Annotated in this window: 5 protein-coding genes; 1 reads left to right on the top strand and 4 read right to left on the bottom strand. The window is 71.7% G+C overall.

All coding sequences use genetic code 11. From position 1 onward, the window contains the following. The 4 genes from AB7U92_RS20680 to AB7U92_RS20665 form a co-directional block, all read right to left on the bottom strand. Positions 1–2,125 (bottom strand): DUF5916 domain-containing protein (locus AB7U92_RS20680; RefSeq protein ID WP_428581423.1); only part of this gene is annotated, 2,125 nt, incomplete at its 3' end. After that, the gene (locus tag AB7U92_RS20675) at positions 2,122–2,901 is read right to left on the bottom strand and encodes an SDR family oxidoreductase (protein WP_428581421.1); all 780 of its coding nucleotides are present in this window, start codon (positions 2,899–2,901) and stop codon (positions 2,122–2,124) included. The genes AB7U92_RS20675 and AB7U92_RS20680, both read right to left, overlap by 4 nt. Before the next feature lie 10 nt (positions 2,902–2,911). Further along, positions 2,912–3,589 (bottom strand): LPS export ABC transporter periplasmic protein LptC, encoded by a 678-nt coding sequence (gene lptC / locus AB7U92_RS20670; protein ID WP_428581418.1) that lies wholly within the window; start codon positions 3,587–3,589, stop codon positions 2,912–2,914. Continuing rightward, the gene (locus AB7U92_RS20665; RefSeq protein ID WP_428581414.1) at positions 3,586–4,164 is read right to left on the bottom strand and encodes a KdsC family phosphatase; all 579 of its coding nucleotides are present in this window, start codon (positions 4,162–4,164) and stop codon (positions 3,586–3,588) included. Before AB7U92_RS20665 ends, lptC begins: the two co-directional genes overlap by 4 nt. A gap of 66 nt (positions 4,165–4,230) precedes the next feature. Here AB7U92_RS20665 and AB7U92_RS20660 point away from each other — a divergent pair. Further along, a partial coding sequence (locus AB7U92_RS20660) for a cation:proton antiporter (RefSeq protein WP_428581411.1) occupies positions 4,231–5,747 on the top strand: 1,517 nt, incomplete at its 3' end.

Genomic DNA, 5,747 nt, shown 5'->3' with positions numbered 1-5,747 from the left:
GCATGAAGACCAGCGACGCGACGCGGCCGCGCTCGTCGGCAGGCGCCAGCGCCTCGCCGCTGCCGTAGCGAACGAAGCTCGTCGATTGCCAGACCGGGCGCAGCGTGTCGCGCGCATCGAAGTGCAGCACGCCCAGCCACTGCAGCGCCGTGTCGGCCAGGGCACGGCGGCCGTCCGGCGCGCCGATGGCATTGCGTTCGAGGCGGTGCTCCGACTCCAGCCCCCATCGGCCCAGCGGCGCACGCAGGTTCAGCTCCACCAGAAGCTGGTGGCCGCGGCCGACACGATCGGCCTCGACGTCGAGCTTGCGGCCGATGCTGCCCTCGAAGTGCAGCTTCGTCAGCCACGGCGCGGGGTTGACGCTGTAGCCCGCCGCCAGCGCACGCAGCGACCGCAGGGCGCTGTCGGCCCGCGCGCGCTCGGCATCGAACTGCAGCTGCATCCAGGCCTCGGTGTTGCGCGCGGCGATCAGCCAGATGCCCGGGTGCACCTGGCGCAGCACGGTGAGCCCGCCTGGCACCGCAGCGCCGTCGGGCAGCGTGCCGCGGTGCTGCACCCACAGGTAGGTCTCGAACTCGTGGGCGGAGAAGCCGAGGGGCCCGGGCACCTCGACCTCGCCCCAGCGGCGGATCAGCTCGGTCTGCAGGATGCGCGCGCCGGCCTGCTCGAGGTAGCCGTTGTCGTTGCGGAATCGCGGGCTGACCTCGGTGGCCTCGGCGCTGAGGGCCCAGTCGGTCGTGCGCATCAACCATGCCGCATTGAGGTGGTGGCCGCTCGTGCCGGGCAGACCCGCGCCTTCGCGGCTGCGCGAGCCCATCGCGCGGGCGCGCCATTGCTGGTCTTCGCTGGCGCGCCAGACTAGGTCGACGCCGGCAACCCGGTTGCTCGCGCCGCTGCCGCTCTCCTCGCGCTGAGTGGCCAATGCGCCCAGGCTCAGCGTCTCGCCGAGCCAGCGCGTGCGCAGCAGCTGCACCTGCGAGCGGCGTTCCTGCAGCAGCGCCGTGTTGCCGAACGGGCCGGGCCGCAGCGCCAGGCCGCCGCCGTCGTCGAGCAGCGAGAGCGCCGTGGCGTCGGCACGGTTGCCGCGCCAGGTGGCGCGCAGGCCCCAGGCCGGGTCGGTGACCGAGCGCGAGTAGAAGGCCGGGATCGGCAGGTCGATGACGTCGGTGCTCTCGAGAAAGAACGGCCGCTTCTCGATCACGGCTCGCTCGAAGCGCGTCTTGCTGGCCAGCTGCGGCACGTCGAGCTCGACCTGCGAGAAGTCGGGGTTCAGCGTGGCGTCGAGCACCCAGTCGGCGCGCGGGCGCCACTTGATCTCGGCACCGAGCGCGCCACGCGTGCGCCGTGAACGCTGGCCAGCATCGCCGCTCTCGGCACGCCGCAGCGTCAGCTCCGGACGCACCGAGAACAGGCTGTGCGCGCGCACGCGCTCGGCGATGTCTTCCAGGCCCTCGATCGGCTGCAACTCGGCGATGAAGTTCAGCGCATCCTTGGTCAGCGGCGCGCTGACCAGCAGGATGCTCTGCTCGCGCGGGATGCTGCGTGTGGCCATGATGCGCCACGGCGCGCCACCCTCGTACGGATAGCGCAGCGTCATCAGCGGCAGGCGAAGCTCGACGCTGTAGCCGTCGGGCAGGCGCTGCACCGCGGCCTCGACGTCGAAGTCCGGCGCGAAGTCCTCCAGATTCGTCGACGCCATGAACATGCCGTCGGTCAGCACGCCGGCGGCACTGACGCGGAAGAACTGCGCCGCCCGCCGCGAGCCGACCGGGTCGATCATCACCGAGACGAAGTCCTGGTCGCGCGCGACCTTGTCGCGGCGCATCAGCGGCGCGCGGATCTCCTGCGGCCGTGGATCCCAGGCGCGCAGGCCGACCACCAGCGCATGCTCCTCGATCACCAGCTGCATCGTCGTGCGGTAGCCCTCGGGCGCCGGCTGGCGGTCGAGCGGCAGGTACTGGACGAAGTCCTCGTGCACTGCGGCCTGCTGCCAGGCGGCTTCGTCGAGGCGGCCGTCGATGCGCAGCGGCGGCGCGTCGGCGGCGGGACGGAAGGCGCGCGGCTGCGCCACGGCGCCAGACAGCGCCAGCGCAGCCAGGGCCAGGAACGCGAGCCGGCGCCTCACTCGCCCTGGCGATGCTTGCGCGGCCGGCCGGCCAGCGCGCGGTCGAACAGCGGGTTCGGCAGCAGGCGCAGCAGCTTGGCAACCACGCCCATCTGCCAGGGGATCACCCGGTAGCTGGTGCCGGCGTCGATCGCCCGCCAGGCGCGCTCGGCGAACTCTTCGGCGCTGAGCAGGAAGGGCATGCTGTAGCGGTTCTGGCGCGTCAGCGGCGTGTCGATGTAGCCGGGCAGCAAGGTCACCACCTTCACGCCGCTGGGTCGCAGTTCGCCGCGCAGGCTCTCGCAGTAGCTGATCACCGCCGCCTTGCTGGAGCAGTAGGCCCCGTGGCCGGGCAGGCCGCGGATGCCGGCCACGCTGGCGATGCCCACCACCGTGCCGCTGCCGCGCTGGCGCATCGCGCGCAGGAAGGGATGGAAGGTGGCGGCCACGCCGATCACGTTGGTCTCGTAGGTGGAGCGCATCACCTCGAGGTCGTCGAACACCTCGGTGTCGATGCCCACGCTGATGCCGGCGTTGGCGATCACCACGTCGGGCACGCCCTGCGCGGCGATGCAGGCGCGACCGGCGGCCTCGATTGCGGCGAGGTCGCGAACGTCCGCGGCGTAGACGCCTGCCTCGGCCTCGCTGCAGCCTTGCGCCTTGGCCCATGCGCGAACCTCGGCCTCGCGGCGCGCCACCAGGGCGAGCCGGTAGCCGGCGCGCCGAAAGCGCGCCGCCAGCGCCTGGCCGATGCCGCTGGAGGCGCCAGTGATGAAGACGAGCGGGCTCTGGCTCATGCGCGGGGTCTCAGGGTGCTGCGCCGCGGACGCGCGAGTCGAAGGTCGCGCGCTGGCGACCCTTCAGCACCACGGTGCGCGAGAGGTTGTCGTACTCCATGCCGTCGGCCCGCAGCTCGGCGCCGCGCTGGCGCACCACCACCGGCAGGTGCGAGCGCACCCGTTCGGCATCGAGGAAGGCGTGCAGGAACTCGCTGCGGAACTCGACCACGTCCTGCGGCTGCGGCGCCTCGCGCACCACCTGGGCCGAGCCGAACAGCTGCACTTCGCTGCCGTCGCCGTTGGCCAGCGCGCGGATCGCCGAGGCCACCGTGACGCGGCCGTCCGGCCCGAAGGCACGGATGCGCGGGTTCTCGATCTCCAGCGTGTCGGTGTCGGGGTAGTGGCGCATCTCCGCGCCCTCGATCTGCACGCGCATCCGCCCGTCGCTGGCGAAGCGTTGCACGGTGAAGCGCTGCATCGCGTAGTCAGGTTCGTGGCGCGGCGGCGCGGGCTCGCGCTGCACCTCCGGCGGCGGCGACACGTTCACCAGCCACCAGGTGCCCAGCGCCAGCGCGCCCATCAGCAGCACCGGCAGGTACGAGGTGGCGGCCTCCAGCACGCGCAGGTGCCAGGGCAGGCGCAGGCGGCGGCGGTCGGTGGCCGGCGCCGGCGCCAGCACCGCCAGGTCGTCGAGCGTGTCGCTCACCGCCCACCGTCCAGCGTGACGAGGTGGCCGTGCAGCAGCTCGACATAGCGGCCGGCGGCCGTGAGCAGCAGGTCGCAGCACTCGCGCGCGGCGCCATGGCCGCCCTCGGCGCGGGTCACGTGGCGGGCGATGGCGCGAACCTCGGCATGGGCATTGGCCGGCGCGCAGGCGAATCCGGCGCGGGTCATGAGCGGCAGGTCGGGCCAGTCGTCGCCCATCGCCGCCACCTGCGTCCACTCGAGGCCCAGCGAGGCCAGCAGCGGCGTGGCCGCGGCGAGCTTGTCGCCGGCGCCGTAGACGGCGTGGGCGATGCCGAGGTCGGCCACGCGGCGGCGCACCGCCGGGGAGTCGCGGCCGGTGATGACCACCGGCACGATGCCGCCTTGCGTCAGCAGCTTCAGGCCATGGCCGTCGAGCGTGCTGAAGGCCTTGAAGACCTCGCCCTGCTCGCCGATGTACAGGCGCCCGTCGGTGAGCACGCCGTCGACGTCGAAGATCGCCGCGCGAATGCCCTGCGCCGCGAGCAGCAGCTCGGGAGCGAAGTGGATCACCGGGTTGATCGCGGTCAGCGCCATGGACGGCGCAGTCTAGCCGAGGGTCGCCGCTCCAGTAGCATCGACGCATCCCCGCTCGCCCTGCGCATGGCCACCACGCTCGAACTCGTCCTGCTCTACCTGGTGGCCGCCGTCACCGGCGTGGTGGCCTGCCGGCTGGCGCGGCTGCCGCCGATGCTCGGCTACCTGGTGGTGGGCGTGCTGATCGGCCCGAACGCCACCGCGCTGGCCAAGGACTCGGCCGGCGTGCAGTACCTCGCCGAGTTCGGTGTCGTCTTCCTCATGTTCGTCATCGGGCTGGAGTTCAACCTGCCCAAGCTGAAGAGCATGCGCAAAATGGTCTTCGGCCTCGGCCTCGCGCAGGTGCTGCTGACCATCGTCGGCTCGGTGATCGGGCACTTCCTGCTGACCTGGATCTACTCCTTCACCGACCGCCCCTGGGAGCTGTCGTGGCAGGGCGCCATCGTGCTCGGCTCGGCGATGGCGATGTCGAGCACCGCGATCGTGGTCAAGCTGATGGCCGACCGGCTCGAACTGGAGAGCGAGCACGGCCGCCGCGTGATGGGCGTGCTGCTGTTCCAGGACCTGGCCGTGGTGCCGCTGCTGGTGCTGATCCCGGCGCTGAATTCCAGCGGCACCGACATGGCGGTCTCGCTCAGCCTCGCCGCGGTCAAGGCGGTGGCGTTGCTGGCCATCCTGCTGGTCGGCGGGCAGAAGGTGATGCGCTGGTGGCTCACGCTCGTGGCGCGTCGCAAGAGCGAGGAGCTGTTCATCCTCAACCTGCTGCTGATCACGCTCGGGCTGGCCTGGTTGACCGAGCACTTCGGGCTGTCGCTGGCGCTCGGCGCCTTCGTCGCCGGCATGCTGGTGGCCGAGACCGAATACAAGCACCAGGTCGAGACCGACATCCGGCCCTTCCACGACGTGCTGCTCGGCCTGTTCTTCATCACCATCGGCATGAAGCTCGACTGGCGGCCGGTACTCGACCAGTGGGCACTGGTGTTGCTGCTCACGCTGGCGCCGGTGGCGGCGAAGTTCGTGCTGGTGGCGGCGCTGGCGCGTCTGTTCGGCGCCAACCCGGGCACCGCCTTGCGCACCGGCCTGTACCTCGCGCAGGCCGGCGAGTTCGGTTTCGTGCTGCTGACGCTGGGCGCCGCCAACCAGCTGATCGACCCGCAGTGGCTGAGCCCGGTGCTGGCCAGCATGGTGCTGTCGATGATGGCCACGCCGCTGCTGATCCTGTACAGCAACCGCATCGTGATGAAGCTGTCGGCGACCGACTGGCTGATGCAGTCGGTGGCGATGACCACCATTGCCAAGCGCTCGATCAACACCGCTGCGCACGTCATCATCGCCGGCTACGGCCGCAGCGGCCAGAACCTGGCGCGCATCCTCGAGGGCGAGCACATTCCCTACATGGCGCTGGACCTCGACCCCGACCGCGTGCGCCAGGCCGCCGCCGCCGGGCAGAGCGTGGTCTTCGGCGACGCCGCGCGGCTGCAGAGCCTGATGGCCGCCGGCCTGGCACGCGCCAGCGCGGTGGTGGTGAGCTACCAGGACACGGCCTCGGCGCTGAAGATCCTGCGCCTGGTGCAGGAGCACGC

Source organism: Piscinibacter sp., assembly GCF_050175855.1.
In the GTDB taxonomy this organism is placed as follows: Bacteria; Pseudomonadota; Gammaproteobacteria; order Burkholderiales; family Burkholderiaceae_C; genus Piscinibacter.
The sequence above is the reverse complement of the archived record's forward strand: the minus strand, read 5'-3'. Positions and strand labels throughout refer to the sequence as shown.

What these genes read in the sequence shown, in the direction of transcription:
- AB7U92_RS20675 (WP_428581421.1), bottom strand. Translation starts at nt 2,901, where the DNA reads ATGAGCCAGAGCCCGCTCGTCTTCATCACTGGCGCCTCCAGCGGCATC.
- AB7U92_RS20665 (WP_428581414.1), bottom strand. Translation starts at nt 4,164, where the DNA reads ATGGCGCTGACCGCGATCAACCCGGTGATCCACTTCGCTCCCGAGCTG.